Annotated in this window: 17 protein-coding genes and 2 pseudogenes; 12 read left to right on the forward strand and 7 right to left on the reverse strand. The window is 63.0% G+C overall.

All coding sequences use genetic code 11. The features are described 5' to 3' along the window. Window positions 1-59: 59 nt before the first annotated feature. The gene (locus J3P90_RS12405; RefSeq protein WP_434676474.1) at window positions 60-1,625 is read right to left on the reverse strand and encodes a sensor domain-containing diguanylate cyclase; all 1,566 of its coding nucleotides are present in this window, start codon (window positions 1,623-1,625) and stop codon (window positions 60-62) included. A gap of 128 nt (window positions 1,626-1,753) precedes the next feature. Here J3P90_RS12405 and J3P90_RS12410 point away from each other — a divergent pair, with 128 nt between their 5' ends. Then, a complete protein-coding gene (locus tag J3P90_RS12410; protein WP_434647547.1) occupies window positions 1,754-2,212 on the forward strand; it encodes a metallophosphoesterase family protein in 459 nt (152 codons plus the stop codon). Between the two features lie 10 nt (window positions 2,213-2,222). On the opposite strand, the gene J3P90_RS12415 is transcribed toward J3P90_RS12410, so the two are convergent. From J3P90_RS12415 to J3P90_RS12425, 3 genes are read right to left on the reverse strand one after another with little or no spacing between them, the layout of a single operon-like run. Next, window positions 2,223-3,125 (reverse strand): sugar phosphate isomerase/epimerase family protein, encoded by a 903-nt coding sequence (locus tag J3P90_RS12415; protein ID WP_434558988.1) that lies wholly within the window; start codon window positions 3,123-3,125, stop codon window positions 2,223-2,225. A gap of 43 nt (window positions 3,126-3,168) precedes the next feature. Next, window positions 3,169-4,338 (reverse strand): Gfo/Idh/MocA family protein, encoded by a 1,170-nt coding sequence (locus J3P90_RS12420; protein ID WP_434676475.1) that lies wholly within the window; start codon window positions 4,336-4,338, stop codon window positions 3,169-3,171. A gap of 19 nt (window positions 4,339-4,357) precedes the next feature. After that, window positions 4,358-5,281 (reverse strand): TIM barrel protein, encoded by a 924-nt coding sequence (locus J3P90_RS12425; protein WP_434676476.1) that lies wholly within the window; start codon window positions 5,279-5,281, stop codon window positions 4,358-4,360. A 128-nt stretch (window positions 5,282-5,409) separates the two neighbouring features. Between J3P90_RS12425 and J3P90_RS12430 the strand changes: the two genes are divergently transcribed. Both J3P90_RS12430 and J3P90_RS12435 read left to right on the forward strand, forming a co-directional pair. After that, on the forward strand, window positions 5,410-6,465 hold the full coding sequence (locus J3P90_RS12430; protein WP_434676477.1) for a LacI family DNA-binding transcriptional regulator: 1,056 nt from the start codon (window positions 5,410-5,412) through the stop codon (window positions 6,463-6,465). 143 nt (window positions 6,466-6,608) lie between these two features. After that, window positions 6,609-7,541, forward strand: a complete 933-nt coding sequence (locus J3P90_RS12435; RefSeq protein ID WP_434605873.1) for a hypothetical protein — start codon at window positions 6,609-6,611, stop codon at window positions 7,539-7,541. A 29-nt stretch (window positions 7,542-7,570) separates the two neighbouring features. Here J3P90_RS12435 and J3P90_RS12440 read toward each other — a convergent pair whose 3' ends face one another. After that, complete coding sequence (locus J3P90_RS12440; RefSeq protein WP_434611699.1) at window positions 7,571-7,912, reverse strand: hypothetical protein; 342 nt, start codon at window positions 7,910-7,912, stop codon at window positions 7,571-7,573. A gap of 97 nt (window positions 7,913-8,009) precedes the next feature. Next, a pseudogene (locus J3P90_RS12445) lies at window positions 8,010-8,123 on the reverse strand (hypothetical protein); the annotation flags it as partial. On the opposite strand from J3P90_RS12445, the pseudogene J3P90_RS12450 reads away from it, so the two are divergent. The 9 genes and pseudogenes from J3P90_RS12450 to J3P90_RS12490 form a co-directional block, all read left to right on the forward strand. Continuing rightward, a pseudogene (locus tag J3P90_RS12450) lies at window positions 8,068-8,303 on the forward strand (LysR substrate-binding domain-containing protein); the annotation flags it as partial. The pseudogenes J3P90_RS12445 and J3P90_RS12450 sit on opposite strands and share 56 nt — an antisense overlap. 228 nt (window positions 8,304-8,531) lie before the next feature. Then, window positions 8,532-9,836: a flavin-containing monooxygenase gene (locus J3P90_RS12455; RefSeq protein WP_434676574.1), complete on the forward strand. Its 1,305-nt coding sequence runs from the start codon at window positions 8,532-8,534 to the stop codon at window positions 9,834-9,836. Next, window positions 9,836-10,246 carry a RidA family protein gene (locus tag J3P90_RS12460; protein ID WP_003201555.1) on the forward strand — a complete coding sequence of 137 codons (411 nt, stop codon included), beginning with the start codon at window positions 9,836-9,838 and terminating at the stop codon, window positions 10,244-10,246. Before J3P90_RS12455 ends, J3P90_RS12460 begins: the two co-directional genes overlap by 1 nt. A 10-nt stretch (window positions 10,247-10,256) precedes the next feature. Then, window positions 10,257-10,931: a DUF1028 domain-containing protein gene (locus J3P90_RS12465; RefSeq protein WP_434676478.1), complete on the forward strand. Its 675-nt coding sequence runs from the start codon at window positions 10,257-10,259 to the stop codon at window positions 10,929-10,931. Beyond that, window positions 10,924-12,093, forward strand: coding sequence for an acetylornithine deacetylase (argE, locus tag J3P90_RS12470; RefSeq protein ID WP_434605870.1), 1,170 nt, complete (start codon window positions 10,924-10,926; stop codon window positions 12,091-12,093). The genes J3P90_RS12465 and argE overlap by 8 nt, the downstream gene beginning before the upstream one ends. 15 nt (window positions 12,094-12,108) lie before the next feature. Next, window positions 12,109-13,602, forward strand: coding sequence for an aldehyde dehydrogenase (locus J3P90_RS12475; protein ID WP_434676479.1), 1,494 nt, complete (start codon window positions 12,109-12,111; stop codon window positions 13,600-13,602). Window positions 13,603-13,666: 64 nt separating this feature from the next. Further along, window positions 13,667-15,109 (forward strand): APC family permease, encoded by a 1,443-nt coding sequence (locus tag J3P90_RS12480; RefSeq protein WP_434676480.1) that lies wholly within the window; start codon window positions 13,667-13,669, stop codon window positions 15,107-15,109. Next, complete coding sequence (locus J3P90_RS12485) at window positions 15,109-16,491, forward strand: aspartate aminotransferase family protein (protein ID WP_434558970.1); 1,383 nt, start codon at window positions 15,109-15,111, stop codon at window positions 16,489-16,491. The genes J3P90_RS12480 and J3P90_RS12485 overlap by 1 nt, the downstream gene beginning before the upstream one ends. 74 nt (window positions 16,492-16,565) lie before the next feature. After that, window positions 16,566-17,582, forward strand: coding sequence for an ABC transporter substrate-binding protein (locus J3P90_RS12490; protein WP_434564110.1), 1,017 nt, complete (start codon window positions 16,566-16,568; stop codon window positions 17,580-17,582). Window positions 17,583-17,775: 193 nt separating this feature from the next. Here the strand turns inward: J3P90_RS12490 and J3P90_RS12495 are convergent, their stop codons facing one another. Continuing rightward, the gene (locus J3P90_RS12495; protein ID WP_420763830.1) at window positions 17,776-18,687 is read right to left on the reverse strand and encodes a LysR family transcriptional regulator; all 912 of its coding nucleotides are present in this window, start codon (window positions 18,685-18,687) and stop codon (window positions 17,776-17,778) included. Window positions 18,688-18,905 lie beyond the last annotated feature (218 nt).

Here is an 18,905-nt window from a genome sequence, read left to right on the forward strand (position 1 = left end):
CCAGGCGCCGGATCGGCACCTGTGCAAGCCTGTGTCGGGGGAAATGAGCCGATACGCGGTCAGCCCTGGGCGGCGCCGATGCTGCACCAGCGGTTGCGCCCGGTGTTCTTCGCCAGGTACAGGAACGCGTCGGCGGCCTTGATCAACATGGCGGGGCTCACGTCCTCGCTGCTCGGCTGGCAGGTGTTGATGCCCGCGCTGATGGTGACGATGCCCAGGGGATGATCGCCATGCTCGATGTTCAGGGCCCTGACGGCTTCGAGGATTTGTTGCGCGACCTGGGCGGCGCCAGTGCTGTCGGTGTTGGGCAGCAACACCGTGAATTCCTCGCCGCCGTAGCGGACCGCCAGATCCCCGGGCCGCTTGATCGTCTGCCCGATCGCGCCGGCAATCGCCCGCAGGCAGTCGTCGCCGGCGGCATGGCCGTACTTGTCGTTGAAGCGTTTGAAGTAGTCGACGTCGAGCATGATCAGGGCCAAGGACGAACCCTGGCGCTTGGCCAGGCGCAGCTCATCGGCCAGGGCGCTGTCTAGCCGCCGACGGTTGCCCAGGCCGGTCAGGCTGTCGGTCAGGGCCATGTCCCGCATGGCTTGGTGGGCGCTGCGGATCTGCTTTTCCATGGTCATGCGGTAGCGCAGCTGGCTCAACACGATGAGCCCGAAACCCACCAGGATGGCGATCAGGAATATCAGCACCAGGCTGGTCTTGAACAAGTCCCGGCGCCACGGGGCGACGATCGATTCGCGGGACAAACCGGCTTCCACCACCAGCGGGTAGGTGGTCAGGGCCCGGTAGCCGTACAAGCGTTCGGTGTCGTCGACGACCGCCCGGGCTTCGGCCACGCCCTGGTTGGAGGTTGGCAGGTGCTCACGGAAGATCACGCTGTTGACCAGGCTCTTGCCGATCACCGAGGCGACGAAGGGCCGTCGTACCAGGATCGTGCCACTGCGCAATGCGAGCACCAGCGCGCCTTTGTCGTCGATCTTGAAGTCACCGTAATAGTCGACGAAATAGCTGACCTTGACGGTCCCGAGCATCACGCCGGCGAAAGAGCCGTCGGGGTTGTTCAAGCGGCGCGAGACAGGAATGATCAAGTCGTCGGTGGAACGACTCTTGATCACTTCGCCGATACGCACGCCACGGTCCTGGTGTGTGCGGTGGTACTGGAAGTAGTCTCGATCGGCGTTGTTCGCCATTTCCGGTATCACGTCCTTGTCTGTCGCCAGCCATTGACCGTCCGGGCCGTAGATAAACAAGCCGTGCAGTTGCGGCATGATCGCGGCTTGCTGGATGAGCAGCTTGTGGATACGCGCAATGTCCATGTTTTGCAGCCCGTCGCCTTCCACTCGTTCGGCAAGGGCGGCGGTGAGCACGTCCACTTGGCGGATGGCGTCTTCGGCGTGTTGGGCGGTTGCCCTCGCCAGGTTGGTGACCGAGTCGCGGGCGGAAGCGAAGGCCGCGCGATAATCGCGCCATGTGCGCCAGCCCTCGACGGCCAGGAAGGCCATGACGACCACGAGCATGAAACTGACCGTCAGCCGAAACGCCGCCCCGGCTCGCATAGCCTGCGGGAACGCTTGATCGGGGCTTTCAATCCTGGGCTCTGGCTGTTTGCTTCCGAGCATTGGCTTATCCTTCTACACGACGGGTCTGTGCGCTTGCAGCGCGCAGCCTATCCTATTCCATTTCAGCACGTTAGCTAACTGCGACGAGGCCTATACAGCCGACGACACACGGCACAAGGGGAAGGTTCATGAAAGTTGGCGTCATATCCGACACCCACGGCTTGCTGCGCCCCGAGGCGTTGGACGCGCTGCAAGGCTGCGAGAGGATCATTCATGCCGGTGATATCGGCAGCCACCAGATCCTGGAAGCCCTGGCATCCATCGGCGAGCTGTACGTGGTACGTGGGAACAACGACCTGGAGGCCGACTGGGCGGGACAGATCGCCGATCAGTTGCAATTCGACCTGGGCGGGTGGCAGGTGCTGTTGGTCCATGACATCGCCGATGTGCCGGCGACGCTCGATCCAGCTGTAAGGGTGGTGATCACCGGCCATTCCCACAAGCCGCTGATCGACTGGCGTGGCGAGCGGCTCTACCTCAACCCCGGCAGCGCCGGCCGGCGGCGGTTCAAGTTGCCGGTGACGCTGGCGTTGCTGGAGGTCAGCGAGCAGGGGATCGAGCCGCGGATCGTGCCGTTGCTACCGTGACAGGCCTGAGTTACCTGAAGTATTTGTCGACGTAGGACTGGATCTCCTGGCGCATGAAACGCCCGGATTCATCGGCCCGTTCCTCCCAGCCGAACACACATGCCGTGACGATGCCGTCGAAGCCGGTCTTCGCCAGTTCGCCAAAGAACAGGTCCCAGTCGATCTCGCCCTGGTGCATGTCCATGTGCTGATGCACCGTCACCTTGGCTCCGGGTGGGTTGACGATATAGCGCAGGCCGGACGAGGCCTTGTGGTTGTAGGTGTCGGCAATGTGGACATGGGTGATCATCGACCCGGCTTCAGCGATCATGGCTTGCATGTCATCGCCGAAGTAGAACGTGTGGGGGGCACAGTACAAAAACTTCACGTTGTCTGAACCGACGGTCTTGAGCATGTCCAGGGCCGGCTGAAGGGTTTCGCACCAGTCCTCCGGATGCGGCTCGACGTTGAGGGTAACGCCTTCGGATTCGAGGATCGGCACCAGCTCTTCCATCGAGCGCCACCAGGCCGCTTCGCTCGACTCATGGCTGTGCATGCCGCCACAGCAGCTGACCTTGTGCCCGCGATCGGGCGACGGCCCGCGACCGAACTCCGAGTTCATCGTCGTACACCCCATCTCCACGGCAACCTGGATCGCTTCCTTCCAGTAGTTCACCGCCGCCCGGCGTTCGTCCTCGTGGGGGCTGGCCCAGCGGTACATCGGCAGCAGCGACGCCAGTTGCAGGTCATGGTCGCGCAGGGCTTTCTTGAATTCGGTGATGCGTTCCTTGTGGGCGCGAGGGCGAACCCACCACGGCAGGAAATCTTCACGCGGCGACAGTTCCAGGTATTGGTAGCCGAGCTCGGCGGTCTTGCGGCACAGGTCCGGCAGGCTCAGGTGGCGGTGCATGTAGGGATCGAGGGCGATTTTCATTGTTGTTCTCCGTTGATCAACATTGGTTACCTGTGGCAGCAGGTTAATAGGCGATCCAGGTTGAATCGTTGTTGGCCGATTCCACGCAGCGCTCCACCCAGCGCACGCCGTCCACGCCGGCGTCGATGTCGGGATAGCGCAGCGCGGCCAGCATTTGGACGTCGCCACGGTTGGCGGCGTCCATGGCGACGGCGAAGCGGCGATAGAGATTGGACCAGGCCTCGAACAGCCCTTCGGGATGACCGCCACCGATGCGGTCGTCCAGCAAGGCGTCGTCGTGCAGATAGCCCATGCCGCGCTCCAGGGTTTGCGCGGGCTGGCCCTGGATCTCGAAACTGAGCTGGTTGGGGCGCTCATCCCACCATTCCAGGCTCGCCCGGGACCCGATCACGCGGATTTTCTGGCCGTGCATGGAACCGGCATTCACCGCGCTGGACCAGACCATGCCCATCGCGCCGCTTTCGTACTCCATCAAGGTGTAGGCGTTGTCCTCCAGCGGCGCGCGGCTGGCGACGAAGCTCTGCCGGCTGCACATCAAGCGCTTGATCTTGAGCTCGGGCAGCATCACCTTGGACAGATACAACGGATGCGTACCGACATCCCCCAGCACATAACTGGGCCCGGCCTGGCGCGGGTCGACGCGCCATTGCGTCGCCTGGCTCTGAGCCTCTACCGGCGCGCTGTGAAAACCGTGGGCGAACTGCATATGCACCATGCGGATCTCCCCCAGCTCCTTGGCTGCAATCATTGCCCGCGCCTGTTCGATCAACTGGTGCCCGGCGTAGCCGTAGGTCAGGCCGACGATACGGCCCCGGGACCTGGCCAGGGTCCGCAACGCCTCGGCTTCGTCGAGGGTGAAGCACAGCGGTTTCTCGCAAACCACATGCAAGCCGGCTTCCAGGGCGGCGCGGGTGATGGCGTAGTGCGTGCCGTTGGGGGTGGCGATCGACACCGCCTCGATGCCGTCGGGCCGCTGTGCTTCCAGCTCGAACAAGCTCAGGTAGTCCGGATAACAGCGCGCCGGGTCGATCCCCAACGCTTCGCCGAAGGCCTGGCCACGGCCCGGATCGATGTCCAGCGCGCCGGCGACCAGTTCGAAGTTGCGATCGCGCAGGGCGGCCGAGCGGTGGATGTAACCGATCTGGCTGTGCTCGCCGCCGCCGATCATGGCCCAGCGCAGGGGCCGGCCAAGGGTTTTGCTGCCATTGATCATGAGTGTGGTCCTCCTTTGGTCAGAAGCCGATGCCGGCCAAATAGGCGCGGCTGGCCGCCACGTCGTCCAGGCTGGTGGCGGCGTTGCGCGGGTCGCGTTCCTGTTCGACGGTAATCGCGCCTTGGTAGCCGAGCTCACGCAGCAGGCCATGCAGGGCCGGGTAGTCGATGGCACCGCGTCCTATCGGGCACATCACGCCCCGGGCACAGGCGGCGAAGAAGCGGATGCGCTCGTTCAGCACCTGGTCGAAGACCGCCGGGTCTATGTCTTTGAAGTGCAGGTAGTCCAAGCGATGGGCGTAGGTGCGCAGCGATGCGAGCGGGTCCATGCCGGCGTAGTAGAGGTGCCCGGTGTCCAGGCACAACCCGGCAATGTCGTGGGGGATGTCATCCACCAGCCGCGCCAGCTCATCGGCGAATTCGATGTAGCCGCCGGCGTGAGGATGGATGACGGCGCGGATGCCATAGGTGTCCCAGGCGAGGGCGGCGATGGCGCGGATATGCGCCATCATCGCGTTCCAGTGCGCGTCGTCCAGGCGTGGCGCGCGGTCCGAATGGCCGGCCGCGTAATCGCGTTCGTCGTGGCCCCAGTCGATGATCACCAGGTAGGGCCCGCCGAAGCGCTGGCCGGGCTGGGGTTTCAAGGGCGGCAGTTGTTTGAGTGAGCCGCAGATGGAGTGGGTCTGGCGCAGCAGTTCGGGCAGATTGGCTGGGTTTACCAAGTCATCGAAAATCGTTCCCGCGACGATGTGCAGGCCGTGCTCCGACAGTGCTGGATTGAGGATTTCCGCCTCCAGCGGCAGATAACCATAGGGCCCCAGCTCGATGCCGCGATAGCCCGCATCGGCGGCTTCGCGCAGCACCCGTCGCCACGGTGGCAGAAACGCGTTCTTGATGTCATCGACGCCCCAGCAGCAAGGCGCCGTGCAGATGTGGATCGCCATTTGAAGCACTCCGGCTGTGTTGTTGTTTTTGTCTTGGGCTGATGCTATTGCCTCGTTGTGGAGCGGGCCATGGGGAGATGGCTTAATGTGTCAGAACCCCTCATGATGGCGAAAAGAGGTGTCAAGACATGTCAAAGCAACCACGCCGAAAATTGCGCCCCACCATGGCCGATGTCGCCCGGGAAGCCGGTGTGAGCCTGTCGACGGTGGACCGGGTGCTGAACCTGCGCGCCGACGTGCGTGCCGACACCGCCCAGCGCATCGCGGCAGCGGCGGGGCGCTTGGGCTTCCATGCCAAGGGGGTGATCGAGCAGCGTGTGCTCAACGACCGTCCCACCCTGCGTCTGGGGTTCCTGTTGCAGAAAAGCGGGGTGCCGTTCTATCAGGGGCTGGCCCACGCCCTGTCAAACGCCGCCGCCACCTGCACGCGAGCGCGGATTCGCGTGGTCATTGGTTACCTGGACGACCTTGATCCGGTCAACGTGGCCCAACACATCCTCGCCTTGCGTGACCAGGTGGACGGCCTTGGCGTGGTGGCGGTCGATCACCCCAAGGTGCGTGAGGCGGTGGCCCAATTGCGCGCGACAGGCATATCGGTCGTGGCGCTGCTCTCGGAACTGTCCAGCGGCGCCGGCACTGGTTACGCCGGCCTCGACAATCGCCTCACGGGACGCACCGCCGGTTGGTTCATCAGCCGCCTCGCCAGGCAGCCCGGGCCAGCGGCGGTCATGCTCAGCAGCCAGCGTTTCCAATGCCAGGAATTGTGCGAATTGAGCTTTCGCAGCTACTTGGCGGAGCAAACCGGCGAATGGGAGCTGCTCGCCTCGCGCCTGACCCTGGAGGACGACGAGTTTGCTTATGGCAACACCGTCGACCTGCTCACGGCAGAACCCGACCTGGCGGGGCTTTACGTGGCCGGCGGCGGCATCGCCGGGGTATTGCGGGCCCTGCGCAGCCTCCAGCAGCAACAGCTGCGCCTGCCCGTCGTGGTGTGCCATGACCTGACGCCGCTGACCCGGGAGGCGTTGAAAACCGGATTGGTCCAGGCGGTGCTCTCCCACCCGGTGACCACCCTGGCCGAAGAAGCCGTGGATGCTCTGGTCGAAGCCGCGACGGCCACGTCGGTGGGGCCGGTGGCGAGGCGGGTGGTGGCGTTGCAGATCGATGTGCCTGAAAGCACCTAGCGGTTACTTCTTTCGCTTGATGCTGCCGCTGTTTCTGCACGAGCTTTTAAACAGGCCTGTGCAATGAGTGAACGTCGTTATAGCTATCGGTCACTGGGTGTGCCATCATTTTGCCTCTATTTTGGTGGGATGGCAGGGACGCAATGCAAATCGAAAATCTAAGGCGCTTTCTCGACGCGGGAACCACCTTTTCCTTTGGTGAATCAGCTACGCCTCATACGGCCAACGACTTTTGGCAATGGGCTTTTTCCAACATGAACGTACCGGTTCTGCGAGGTGTGCTGATCGAATATCTGGTGGCCAGAAAGCTGATCGCCAACAACGATGACATCGTCGGAGATACGGTCAGGACGTTAACTACCTACACGCCTCGCAAAGGTGACCTGACCCGAAGCATCGAGCAGTTCTACCAAGTGCAACCTCATGGTGATGTATTTGATTTGCAGTTGAGCTGGGGCGTGACACTGGAAATCAAGAGCACCGCATCACCGGATACCTGGAGGCTGAACAAGACCTGCCGCTGGAACATTATTGAAGACAAGAATCTCAAGGAAGCGGTCTTTCCCGCTCAGTTCTATATCCTGGCGCAAATGGACTCCCAGGTGAATTTCACCGACAGCGCACTGGATTTGGGTTCAATCAAATTCCATGTGCGTACGGGAGAAGAGATGGATACGCTCGCCGCCAAGTATCAATCGCTGGGGTTCACCAAGTTCGTAGGCGAGGTGCCCAACCAGCGTACCTGTCAATATGATGAACTGCCCGTTGTGTTATCTGAATTGCAATCAAAACGTCTCGCCCGGGTCCGGAAAAAACTGCTGCCGGACTGGAAGCTTGAACCCCTCGCCCGCGCAGGAAACTTCATGCCGTTGGCCGTTGAAATGGCTGGCTATGTCGAAGCGGGGTGGTATGAGGAGGTTCAAGTGCAAGGCAAATGGACGGCCGTGCGGATCGCACCGATTGCGTCGCCGTGGTTGCCGGACGAAACACCAGGCTGGCGGGATTGGGAGGCAGCGGGTTTTGCTTACGTTCCGGAGATTGTTGCGGTAATCGAACCGGAAGATGCGACTGCCTGAAAACAAAACCTTCGTGACACCACGAGGGTTCAGCCATGACCTTTGGTTCTTACTGTTGCCCTTGATGCCCGGTCAGTGTCGGATAAATCCGTATAACCCTGCGCCTCGCCCTGATAGAACGTGGCCGGATCGGCCGCGTTCAACGCCTCACCCAATCGGAAGCGCTCCACCAGATCCAGGTGTGCCAGGAACGGTGTTCCAAATGACACCACGTCGGCGGTGCCCTCACTGATGGCCGTGCCAGCGCGTTCGACGCTGTAGCCGCCGTTGGCGATATAGGGCCCGCCGAAGCGGCGCTGAGTTCGAGGAAATCGAACGGTCCTTCGCCGCCCCACGATGTGCAGGTACGCCAAGCCATAACGGCTGAGCATCCGGGCCGTGTGGTCGAAAGTCGCCTGAGAAGTAATTGAAGATCGGCGACAGGCGAACGCCAACGCGGCCGGCGCTAAAGTCCTCGATCACCGACTTGACCTCCTCTTTGAGGAAGCGTGCGCGATGCTCGATCGAGCCGCCGTAGGCATCGGTGCGCCTGGTTGGCCCCGATGGCAATGAAGGAGAAGTGCAGATACCCAGCCGCTTCAACGCCGATACCGCGCAAGCCTTGCGCCAGGCCCGGTGGCGGGGCTGGGCATCGCCGTGCTGCCGTCAGCCCTGAGCAGCCTGGAAACTGGCCGGTTGGTGCGTGTATTGCCGCAATACCAACGCAGTGGTTTTGGTTTGAACGTGCTCTATCCAAGTCGGCGACAATTGCCTCGGGCGCTTCCACAGGCCCAATGCCGGGTGAACCGCCCCTGCCTGGCGCGATTTTGTTCCAACCAGTTTTTTCCTTCCCAGCCACAACAAAAACCCTCGTTTCGTAAATTCCCGCCTGCCAACACAATCGCCTCGACAGCTTGTTTCGATAGCTGCAATCGCAGAACAACAAGAAACCGGAACCCGAGGCGGCGACACGCCGACTTGAGCCAAACCCTCTGCCGGAAGTGCCAAGACATGCCCGTTGAAACCCTACGCATCGATACGCTTGTAATAGGCGCCGGCCAGGCCGGCGTCGCCATGAGTGAACATTTGAGCCGCCAAGGCGTGCCGCATCTGGTGGTGGAGCGCGACCGCATCGCCGAGGCCTGGCGCACGGCGCGCTGGGACTCGCTGGTCGCCAACGGCCCGGCCTGGCATGACCGCTTTCCTGGGCTGGAATTCGACGGCCTGGATCCCGATGCGTTCGCCTCCAAGGACCAGGTTGCCGAGTACTTCGAAGCCTACGCCCGCAAGTTCAACGCGCCGATCCGCACGGGTGTGGAAGTGCGCAAGGTCGAGCGCACTGTCGGTCGCCCAGGTTTTACTATTGATACCTCCGACGGTGTGATCGAAGCCACTAACGTGGTGGTCGCCACCGGGCCCTTCCAACGTCCCGTCATCCCGCCCATCGCGCCGCAGATGCCTGCGGTCACCCAGATTCACTCGGCGCAATACCGCAGCCCCGGGCAGTTGGCCGAAGGCGCCGTGCTCGTGGTGGGGGCGGGGTCGTCGGGGGTGCAGATCGCCGATGAATTGCAGCGTGCCGGCAAGCAGGTCTACCTCTCTGTCGGTGCCCATGATCGTCCGCCACGCGCCTATCGCAATCGGGATTTCTGCTGGTGGCTCGGGGTGCTGGGCGAGTGGGATGCCGAGGCGGTCAAGCCGGGCAAGGAGCATGTGACCATCGCTGTGAGTGGCGCCCGGGGCGGCCACACCGTGGATTTCCGCCGGCTGGCCCACGAGGGCATCACGCTGGTGGGCCTGACCCGAGCGTTCAACGGCCACGTAGTGAGTTTCGAATCCAACCTTGCCGAAAACGTCGCCCGTGGCGATGAAAACTACCTGGCGTTGCTCGACGCCGCCGATGCCTACATCGAGCGCAATGGCCTGGACCTGCCGCCCGAGCCCGAGGCGCGCCGGCTATTGCCCGATCCTGAATGCATGACCCATCCGATCCTTGAGCTGGACCTGGTCGAGGCGGGTGTCAGCACCATCATCTGGGCCACCGGGTACTCGGTGGATTACAGCTGGCTGAACGTCGATGCGTTCAAAGCCGATGGCAAGCCTCGGCATCAGCGTGGGGTCTGCAGCGAACCTGGCCTCTATTTTGTCGGCCTGCCTTGGCTGTCGCGCCGGGGGTCGGCGTTCATCTGGGGCGTGTGGCACGACGCCCGGCATATCACCGACCACATCGTCAAACAGCGCACGTATCTCGACTACCGCGATGCATCCCAGCGCATTTCGCAACCTTTGAAAACCAGCCTGACGGGAGTTCGTTGATGCCTACTCACACTCGCATCCGCATGTTCAACACCAAGGACACCTATCCCAACCAGACCCTGGACAACGACCTGTGCCAGGCCGTGCGCGCGGGCAATACCGTTTACGTCCGTGGGCAGGTCGGCACCGATTTCAACGGCCAGCTGGTGGGCCTCGGCGATCCGCGGGCCCAGGCCGAACAGGCCATGCGCAACGTCAAGCAACTGCTGGAAGAAGCCGGCAGTGACCTGAGCCACATCGTCAAGACCACCACCTACCTGATCGACCCGCGCTACCGCGAGCCGGTGTACCAGGAGGTCGGCAAATGGCTCAAGGGCGTGTTCCCGATTTCCACCGGGCTGGTGGTCAGTGCCCTCGGCCAGCCGCAGTGGCTGATGGAAATCGATGTGATCGCGGTCATCCCCGAATAAGGAGCACGACATGACGTTTTCCATCGTCGGACGCTGCGCCGAAACCGGCCAGTTGGGCATCGCCATCAGCTCGTCGAGCATTGCCGTCGGCGCCCGTTGCCCCTGGCTGCGGGCAGGGGTTGGCGCGGTGTCGAGCCAGAACATCACATTGCCGGCGCTGGGCCCGCAGATCCTCGACGAATTGGCCGCCGGTTCGGTGGCCCAAGAGGCGCTGGACCGTGCCCTGGCACGCAACGGCTACAGCGAGTATCGCCAGGTGGCCGTGGTGGATGCCCAGGGGCGCACGGCGGTTTTCAGCGGTCGCCACGCGTTGGGCGTCCATGGCGCCGGGGTCGGCGAACAGTGTGTGGCGGCCGGCAACCTGCTGGCGGGCGACGGGGTCATTGCCGCAATGGTCACGGCATTCGAACAGGGTGAGGGCAGCCTCGCGTCCCGCCTGTTGAGCGCGTTGCAGGCGGGCCAGGCCGCAGGCGGAGAAGCCGGGGCGGTGCATTCGGCGGCGTTGTCGGTGGTGGATGACCTGACCTGGCCAATCGTCGATCTACGGGTCGATTGGGCGGATGAAAATCCCATCGGCGAACTGGAAAAACTCTGGCTCGCCTATCAGCCGCAGTTGCAGGACTACCTCACTCGCGCCCTCGATCCAACCCAGGCGCCCAGCTACGGGGTGCCGGGCGATGAGTGAGTTGCGCAGCCGTGCATTACTCGCCGAGCTGGTGGGCTTTGCCACGGTCAGCCGCGATTCGAACCTGGCGTTGATCGAGTTCGTTCGCGATTACCTGCACGGCCTGGGCGTGACCAGCGAGCTGATCTACAACACGGAACGGACCAAGGCCAACCTGCTGGCGAGCATCGGCCCGTCGGTGCCGGGCGGCGTGGTGTTGTCCGGGCACACTGATGTAGTGCCGGTGGACGGGCAAGCCTGGACCGCGGAGCCGTTCCGCCTTAGCGAGCGGGACGGCAATTTGTTCGGACGCGGTACGGCGGACATGAAAGGCTACCTGGCCTCGGTGCTGGCTGCGGTGCCGACATTCCTGTCCAGCCCGTTGAAGCGTCCTGTACACCTGGCGTTCTCTTATGACGAAGAAATCGGTTGCCTGGGCGTGCGCGGCCTGCTGGAAGTCCTGCCGCAACGCGTCCCGCAACCGGCCTTGTGCCTGATCGGCGAGCCCACCGAGCTGCGACCGGTGTTGGGCCACAAGGGCAAGTTGGCGATGCGTTGCCACGTCAAGGGCGCGCCTTGCCATTCCGCCTATGCGCCTTACGGGGTCAATGCCATCGAACAGGCGGCGCGCTTGATCGGCCATCTGGGTGAGATCGGTGCGGAGCTGGCCGAGCCCTCACGACACGATCCGCGTTTCGACCCGGCGTATTCGACCGTACAGGTCGGCGTGATCCAGGGCGGCACGGCATTGAACATTGTCCCGGCCGATTGCCGCTTCGATTTCGAGGTGCGCGCCTTGCCGGACTTCGCCCCGCAGGCAGTGGTCGAGCAGTTGCGCGATTACGCCGAACAGACGCTGCTGCCCAGGATGAAGGCAATAAACGCCGACACCGCCATTCGTTTCGAACCCTTGTCCGCTTACCCGGGCCTGGCGACCTCGCCGCACAGCGCGGCCGCGCGCCTGGTGGCCCGGCTGTGCGGCAACGACGGTTTCGGCACCGTGGCGTTCGGCACCGAGGGCGGGCTGTTCCACCAGGCCGGCATCCCAACGGTGGTGTGCGGCCCCGGCAGCATGGACCAAGGCCACAAACCCGACGAATACGTGAGCGTCGAGCAAATGGCTGCCTGCGATCGCTTGATGGACCGCCTGGCGGTTTACCTCAGCGAACCCAATGACGTTTGATCCAAGGAAATACCCGTGAACGAATTCAATGATTGGAAGGCGCGTGCCGCTCAAGTGCGCCTGCGCGACAGCGCCCTGATCGACGGCGAGCCCCACGAAGCCCTCGATGGCGCCCGATTCGAAGTGATCAACCCCGCCAACGGCGTGTTGCTCGCCAATGTCGTGGCCTGCGCTGAACCGGAAGTGGACCTTGCCGTGAAAAGCGCACGCATGGCATTCGAGCAGGGCCCTTGGGCGCGCATGGCGCCCAGCGAGCGCAAGGCCGTGTTGTTGCGTTTGTCTCAGTTGATGCTGGCTCATCGCGAGGAACTGGCGCTGCTGGATTGCTTGAGCATGGGCAAACCGGTCATGGATGCCTGGAACATCGACGTGCCGGGTGCCGCCCATGTTTTTGCCTGGTATGGCGAAAGCCTCGACAAACTCTACGACCAGGTCGCGCCCTCGGCGGCGAACGTCCTCGCCACGATTACCCGCGTTCCGCTCGGCGTGATTGCGGCGGTGGTGCCGTGGAATTTTCCGTTGGACATGGCGGCCTGGAAAGTCGCGCCAGCGTTGGCGGCGGGCAACAGTGTCGTGCTCAAGCCGGCGGAGCAATCGCCGTTTTCGGCCCTGCGCCTGGCTGAACTGGCCCTCGAGGCAGGCGTGCCACCGGGTGTGCTCAACGTCGTGCCGGGCCTGGGCGAGCAGGCCGGGCGGGCGCTCGGCTTGCACCCGGACGTCGATTCGCTGGTGTTCACCGGATCGACCGAGGTCGGTAAATATTTCATGCAGTACTCGGCCCGATCGAACCTCAAGCAGGTCTGGCTGGAGTGCGGTGGCAAGAGCCCGAACCTGGTGTTTGCCGATTGTCAGGACCTCGACCTGGCGGCGCGCAAAGCCGCGTTCGGAATCTTCTTCAACCAAGGCGAAGTGTGCTCGGCTAACTCGCGGTTGTTGGTCCAACGGTCGATTCACGACGCGTTCGTAGAACGCCTGGTGGAACAGGCTCGCCTGTGGCAACCCGGCGATCCGTTGGACCCTGCGAGCCCTGCCGGCGCTATCGTCGATGCGCGTCAGACCGCGAGGGTCATGCAATACATCCAGCAGGCCAAGGCTGAAGGCGCACGCCTGGTGTGTGGGGGACGCCAACTGAACATTAATGGGTCGAGCAATTTCATCGAACCGACGATCTTCACCGACGTGCGCCCAACCATGCAATTGGCCCATGAAGAGGTGTTCGGGCCGGTGCTGGCAATCAGCGCGTTCGATGACGAAGAGCAGGCCATCGCCATGGCCAACGAACACATCTACGGCCTGGCGGCCTCCGTGTGGACCGACGACCTGAACCGGGCCCACCGTGTGGCGCGGCGTTTGAACGCGGGCACGGTGTCGGTCAATACCGTGGACGCCCTCGACGTCACCGTGCCCTTTGGCGGCGGCAAGCAATCGGGCTTCGGACGCGATCTGTCGCTGCACGCCTTCGACAAATACACACAACTGAAGACCACCTGGATCCAGCTGCGCAGCTGACCGCGGTCCAGGTCGTCGTTCGCAATCGATTTGTTCTCCCTAAAAAAAGAAAACGGAGCAACCGATGGACAGTTCCTCAAGCGTGCCGCTACAAACCGTTACGCCATCGCAGGTCGGCCCCCGCAAACGGCTGGGCCTGAGCGCCTTGTTGGCCGTCGCCGTGGGCCTGGTGGTTTCCCAGGGCGTCATGGTGCTGATGCTGCAAGGGGCCGGGATCGCCGGACTGGGCTTCGTGATTCCGTTGGCCCTGGCCTGGCTGTTGGCCCTGAGCTACGCCTGTTCGTTTTCCGAACTGGCCTTGATGATTCCCCGCGCAGGCAGCCTGAGCAGTTACACCGAAGTCGCCATCGGCCAGTTCCCGGCGATCCTGGCGACGTTTTCCGGTTACGTGGTGGTGGCGATGTTCGCCCTGTCGGCGGAGTTGCTGCTGATGGAGTTCATCATCGACAAGGTCTACCCGCACTCGATGCCGCCGTTGAGTGTCGCGGTTGGCGTGCTGTGCCTGTTCACTGTGCTCAACCTGTTCAACATCGACATTTTCTCTCGGCTTCAAACGGTGTTGGCCCTGGTCATGACGGTGATGCTGTTGGTCATGGGCCTCGGCGCCTTGGCGAGCGATGGGGCAGGCAGCGTATCGACGTTGGTGGCGGCTACGGGCTGGAACCCCATGGGGCTCGGTGTCATTGCCCTGACCGCGATGGCGGTGTGGGGATTTGTCGGGGCCGAATTCGTCTGCCCACTGGTCGAGGAAACCCGCCGTCCGGAACGCAACATCCCGGCCTCGATGATGATTGGCCTGACGGTGATCTTCGTCATTATCTGCCTGTATTGCCTGGGCGCTTTGCTCACCGTTCCCCAGGCTGAGCTCGCCAGCAATGGCTTGCCGCACTATCTGTTCGCGACTTCGGTGTTCGGCGAGGCCGGGCAGGTATTCCTGGTGACCGCCGCCATCACCGCAACGTGCAGTACGCTGAACAGTTCCCTCGCTGCCATACCGCGCATGTTGCTGGGCATGGCCCGTAGCGGCCAGGCGTTCGGCATCTTCAAGCGCCAGGGCAGGCGCAGCGGTGCTCCTTGGGTGGCGGTGCTGTTCGTGGCGCTGGTTACCGGCTTGCCGCTGCTGCTGATGCACGACACGCCCGACGCCATCAACCTTTTGCTTCTGGCGGCGGCCCTGGCCTGGCTGCTGGCCTATGTCATCACTCACATCAACGTGATTGCCCTGCGGCGCCGCTATCCCCATGTCCACCGGCCGTTTCGCACGCCGTTCTACCCGGTGCCGCAGCTGTTCGGCATCGCCGGCATGCTCTTTGCCATCTGGCACGTGTCCCCCAGCCCTGAAATGACTGTTCCGATCTTCGCCAGCGCTGGCGCGGTGCTGGGCATCGTTTCGCTGATCGCGCTGGTGTGGGTCAAGTGCGTGATGGGCAAACCGCTGTTCAAGCCCGAGCCGCTGGCGTCTGTCCAGGGCACCGAAACCGACAAGATCAACAAAGGAGACCTTTAATGAACGCGCCATTGAACCCGAACCGCAGCACCCGCGAATATCAGGCGCTGGATGCGGCGCACCACATCCATGCGTTTCTCGACCAGAAAGCCCTCAATGCCGAAGGGCCACGGGTCATCGTCCGTGGCGAAGGGCTGGCGCTCTGGGACAACGATGGCAAGCGTTATCTGGACGGCATGTCGGGCCTTTGGTGCACCAACCTGGGCTACGGGCGCCAGGACCTGGCGGCAGCGGCCAGCCGTCAGTTGGAGCAATTGCCGTACTACAACATGTTCTTCCACACCACCCATCCGGCCGTGGTGGAGCTGTCCGAGCTGCTGTTCAGCCTGCTGCCGGATCATTACAGCCACGCCATCTACACCAACTCCGGCTCCGAGGCCAACGAGGTGCTGATTCGTACCGTGCGCCGCTATTGGCAGATCCTCGGCAAGGCGCAGAAGAAAATCATGATCGGTCGCTGGAACGGCTATCACGGCTCGACCCTGGGCGCGTCGGCGCTGGGCGGCATGAAGTTCATGCACGAAATGGGCGGGGTGATCCCGGATGTCGCGCACATCGACGAGCCGTACTGGTTCGCCCACGAAGGTGACCTGACCCCAGCCGAGTTTGGCCTGCGGGCGGCCCGGCAGTTGGAAGAGAAAATCCTCGAACTGGGCGCCGAGAATGTCGCGGCGTTCGTGGCCGAACCCTTCCAGGGGGCCGGCGGCATGATTTTTCCGCCAGAGAGCTACTGGCCGGAAATCCAACGCATTTGCCGGCAGTACGACGTATTGCTGTGCGCCGACGAAGTCATCGGTGGCTTCGGTCGCACCGGCGAATGGTTCGCCCATGAGTATTTCGGCTTCGAGCCCGACACATTGTCCATCGCCAAGGGCCTGACCAGCGGCTACATCCCCATGGGTGGCCTAGTCCTGTCCAAACGCATGGCCGAAGTGTTGGTGGAGCAGGGCGGCGTGTTCGCCCACGGCCTGACGTATTCCGGGCACCCGGTGGCGGCCGCGGTGGCGATTGCCAACCTAAAGGCCCTGCGCGACGAGGGCATCGTGACACGGGTCAAGGACGACACGGGGCCGTATTTGCAACGGTGCCTGCGGGAAACGTTCGACGGGCACCCGCTGATCGGCGAGATCCAGGGCGCCGGCATGGTCGCGGCCCTGCAACTGGCCGAAGACAGGAACAGCCGCAAGCGCTTTGCCAACGAAAACGAAATGGCCTGGCAATGCCGCACCTTCGGCTTCGAGGAGGGCCTGATCATTCGCTCCACCTTGGGCCGGATGATCATGGCCCCGGCGCTCGTGGCCAGCCATGCCGATATCGATGAACTGGTCGACAAGACCCGTATTGCTGTAGACCGCACCGCCCGCGCTTACGGTCGCCTCTGAGTCCGTCGCCGGCTCGTGCGGGCGAGCCGGCATTTTCGAGGAACCGATTCATGTCCAGATCCTTGCGTTACAACATGGCGTGTGCCCTGGCGTTGCTGAGTACCAGCGTCCTGGCCGCGCCACAAAGCCTGACCGTGATTTCATTCGGCGGCGCCACCAAGTTGGCCCAGGACAAGGCCTACTTCCAACCCTTCAACGCCAGCGGTGCGGGAAACATCGTGGCCGGCGAGTACAACGGCGAGCTGTCGAAGATCAAGGCGATGGTCGCGGCCGGGCATACCAGTTGGGATGTGGTCGAAGTGGAGAGCCCCGAACTGCTGCGTGGTTGCGAGGAAGGCTTGTTCGAAAGACTCGACCCGGCGGCCATAGGGAAGCCTGCGGATTTCGTTCCGGGAGCGCTCACTGAGTGCGGCGTGGCCACGTACGTCTGGTCGATGGTCCTGGCCTATGACCAGAGCAAGCTCGCCAAGGCACCCACCTCCTGGGCCGATTTCTGGAACGTGACCGAATACCCGGGCAAGCGTGGGTTGCGCAAGGGGGCCAAGTACACCCTGGAAATCGCCTTGCTGGCGGACGGCGTCAAGACAGAAGATGTGTACAAGGTCTTGAATACGCCGGAAGGCGTGGCGCGGGCATTTGCCAAGCTGGACCAGATCAAGCCGAATATCCAGTGGTGGGAGGCGGGCGCCCAGCCGGCGCAATGGCTGGTGGCCGGGGATGTGGCGATGAGCGCAGCCTACAACGGTCGCATCGCCTCGGCGCAGAAAGAGGGCATGAAACTGAGCATCGTCTGGCCGCAAAGCCTGTATGACCCGGAATATTGGGCGGTGGTGAAAGGCACGCCAAACAAGGCCTTGGCGGAGAAATTCATTGCCTTCGCCAGCCAGCCGCAGACCCAGAAAGTCTTCTCGGAGAACATCCCCTACGGACCGGTGCATCGCCAGACACTGGGCCTGCTGCCCGCTGAAGTCCGCGAGCAACTGCCCACCGCCGAGGCCAACCTGGCACAGGCGCAAGCGGTGGACGCGGAGTTCTGGGTCGACCATGGCGAAGAGCTGGAACAGCGCTTCAACGCCTGGGCGGCTCGCTAGTATCCAACCTAATATCGAACCGCTCTTGTGGCGAGGGAGCTTGCTCCCGCTGGGGTGCGAAGCACCCCCTTTACCCTGTGATCGCGGTGTAGCAGGTGGACCGCGTCAGGCTTTTGGGGCTGCTGCGCCCGAGGCGTCGGACCGGCCCAGCGGGAGCAAGCTCCCTCGCCAAGGAGGTATGAGACTCGCCGGTCTACGCCAGCCATTCCCCGAACTGCTCCTTGCAGTAATCCACGAACAACTGCGCCGGCTTGGTCAGGTGCGCGCGCTTGAGCCAGCCGGCCACCAGGGCCGAACCGGTTACGTCCTCGGCGATGCTGACGCACACCACGTCCTGTCCGTCGTAGGTGCAGCTCGATTGCGGGCGGGTCACCAACACGGCGAAACCAAATCCCTGGCCGACCATGCCGCGCACCATTTCGATGGAGGGCGAGCTGAAGACGATGTTTGGCGTCAGGCCCAGCTCCTCGAAAATACTGACGAAATAGGTGCGGCTGGGCTGCACATCCAAGAGGATCATCGGCTCAAGCGCCAGGTCGCGAAGCGATACCTGGGATTGATTGGCAAAGCGGTGTCCGGCCGGCAGCAGTGCGTACGGCCGTTGCGGTGCCGTGAGCGCTTCGGTTTCGATCGTGCTGTCGAGATCGTGCTCATAAAAAATCGCCAGGTCGAAACGTCCACCGGTCAGGCCTTGAACCAACTCCTGCTGTTCGCCGTCCTGCACGCGGATCTCCACGCCAGGAAAACGCTCGCGAAAACCGGCGATCAGCCGTGGCAGGTAGAGCGGGGCGACGGTCTCGAAGCAGCCGATGTCGATCTGCCCGCTGACGACGTCATTGTCGGCCAACGCGTTCTGTTCGAATTCCCGGGCCATGCGCAGCAGCTCCTGGGCCTTTCGATAGAAACGCGCACCGGCCGGCGTCAGCGAGACGCCCTGGGCGTGATGACGGATCAACAACTGCACGCCGAAACTGTCTTCCAGGCCCTTGACCGCCGTGGCAATCGACGGTTGGGCGATATACAGCTTGCGGGAGGCTTCGGCGACGCTGCCACACTCCACGGTGGTGACGAAGTACTTCAACTGACGCAGGGAGTAGGACGCCACGGCACACCTCGGTCCGGATGATTTTGCCTACCTTACCGTGAGCCGCTTGCGCAGCGCGACGGGCGTTGCAACGGATTTTGCTAGGCAGTGGCGATATCCAGGCTGGCTTGTCGGACGGGCATAAAAAACGCCCGCCGAAAAAACCTTGGCAGGCGTTTGGGAAAGTCCGGCACAGAAGGAGGGACTGGCCGGTTGGCGCGTGAGTTTCAGGGCATTGG

It is taken from the genome of Pseudomonas sp. D3-10 (assembly GCF_051132175.1).
Classification (GTDB): domain Bacteria; phylum Pseudomonadota; class Gammaproteobacteria; order Pseudomonadales; family Pseudomonadaceae; genus Aquipseudomonas.

Bases quoted from the DNA above. Each gene is read 5' to 3' on its own strand.
- J3P90_RS12405 (WP_434676474.1), bottom strand. From the start codon at position 1,625: ATGCTCGGAAGCAAACAGCCAGAGCCCAGGATTGAAAGCCCCGATCAA.
- J3P90_RS12410 (WP_434647547.1), top strand. From the start codon at position 1,754: ATGAAAGTTGGCGTCATATCCGACACCCACGGCTTGCTGCGCCCCGAG.
- J3P90_RS12415 (WP_434558988.1), bottom strand. From the start codon at position 3,125: ATGAAAATCGCCCTCGATCCCTACATGCACCGCCACCTGAGCCTGCCG.
- J3P90_RS12420 (WP_434676475.1), bottom strand. From the start codon at position 4,338: ATGATCAATGGCAGCAAAACCCTTGGCCGGCCCCTGCGCTGGGCCATG.
- J3P90_RS12425 (WP_434676476.1), bottom strand. From the start codon at position 5,281: ATGGCGATCCACATCTGCACGGCGCCTTGCTGCTGGGGCGTCGATGAC.
- J3P90_RS12430 (WP_434676477.1), top strand. From the start codon at position 5,410: ATGTCAAAGCAACCACGCCGAAAATTGCGCCCCACCATGGCCGATGTC.
- J3P90_RS12435 (WP_434605873.1), top strand. From the start codon at position 6,609: ATGCAAATCGAAAATCTAAGGCGCTTTCTCGACGCGGGAACCACCTTT.
- J3P90_RS12440 (WP_434611699.1), bottom strand. From the start codon at position 7,912: ATGCTCAGCCGTTATGGCTTGGCGTACCTGCACATCGTGGGGCGGCGA.
- J3P90_RS12455 (WP_434676574.1), top strand. From the start codon at position 8,532: ATGCCCGTTGAAACCCTACGCATCGATACGCTTGTAATAGGCGCCGGC.
- J3P90_RS12460 (WP_003201555.1), top strand. From the start codon at position 9,836: ATGCCTACTCACACTCGCATCCGCATGTTCAACACCAAGGACACCTAT.
- J3P90_RS12465 (WP_434676478.1), top strand. From the start codon at position 10,257: ATGACGTTTTCCATCGTCGGACGCTGCGCCGAAACCGGCCAGTTGGGC.
- argE (WP_434605870.1), top strand. From the start codon at position 10,924: ATGAGTGAGTTGCGCAGCCGTGCATTACTCGCCGAGCTGGTGGGCTTT.
- J3P90_RS12480 (WP_434676480.1), top strand. From the start codon at position 13,667: ATGGACAGTTCCTCAAGCGTGCCGCTACAAACCGTTACGCCATCGCAG.
- J3P90_RS12485 (WP_434558970.1), top strand. From the start codon at position 15,109: ATGAACGCGCCATTGAACCCGAACCGCAGCACCCGCGAATATCAGGCG.
- J3P90_RS12490 (WP_434564110.1), top strand. From the start codon at position 16,566: ATGGCGTGTGCCCTGGCGTTGCTGAGTACCAGCGTCCTGGCCGCGCCA.